Source organism: Flavivirga aquimarina (assembly GCF_030540835.1).
Classification (GTDB): domain Bacteria; phylum Bacteroidota; class Bacteroidia; order Flavobacteriales; family Flavobacteriaceae; genus Flavivirga; species Flavivirga aquimarina.
Window position 1 is genome coordinate 1 of sequence record NZ_JAUOEK010000141.1, and the last position, 888, is coordinate 888.

Genomic DNA, 888 nt, shown 5'->3' on the forward strand with positions numbered 1-888 from the left:
AAGTTCACTCTTTGTATGTTTTCCAATGCTAAGTTCGTCTAAAATTTTTAATTTGAAAGGTTCGCTGTAACGTCTAATTACTTTGTCATTTTTGTACATAATTGTGTTAAATTATGTAGCCTTTATTCAGGACGAGTCAAAATGCAAGCTAACGTGTTTGTATGATTTCGTTGCGTGTTTGAGCAACTAAATTAGCAAATACAAACCGAATAGAAAATCCGTGAGGATTTTCGTAAGTAGGTGATTACTAGCAATGAATTATAGCATCCATTGTTGTGGTGTCGTTTTTTTATTCTGCTTCAACGTATTTTTTAAAATTCCCAAGTATAGCTTGCCATCCTGCACGTTGCTGTTCGTCAGAGTTTGTTCCCTCTGCGTCAAAGGTTTCACTGACTTGAATTTCATTTCCGTTTTGAGTGAATTCAATATCAACTTTTCGTCCGTCTGACATTTCATACGAAATCAGTTCTTTTTCAACGATTTTGTCATATGTTCCCTCAAAGTTAAATCCCATACTTCCGTCTTTGGCTTCCATTCGCCACGAAAATTTTTTATTCGGTTGAAGATTGTTTTCAGCTTTTGGGCAACACCATTCGTCCGTTGCAAAATTCCAATTCGTAATGTGCTCTGGTTTAGTCCAATAATTCCAAACTTTGTCAAGGTCAGCTTGAACAGAAGTTTTGACAGTTATTCTATTCATATTTCTAAATTTTTCTTGTTGTCTCGTTCGTTTTCTCAAAATGAACCACAACGTGAGTCTGTGTATTAACTTAGTTTTGTTGATTCAAATATATAAAAGTTGTTTTTGATTAATACTTAAGTTTAATCTTTTAGAAAAAAAGAGCTTAAAATAATTGTTTTTGACTGATAAATAACGGGATTTAGTTA

General features: G+C 33.2%; 1 protein-coding gene. It reads right to left on the reverse strand.

What is annotated here, in order from left to right; translation table 11 throughout:
* Window positions 1-289 precede the first annotated feature (289 nt).
* Complete coding sequence (locus Q4Q35_RS14670; protein ID WP_303278748.1) at window positions 290-700, reverse strand: SRPBCC family protein; 411 nt, start codon at window positions 698-700, stop codon at window positions 290-292.
* Window positions 701-888: the final 188 nt, after the last annotated feature.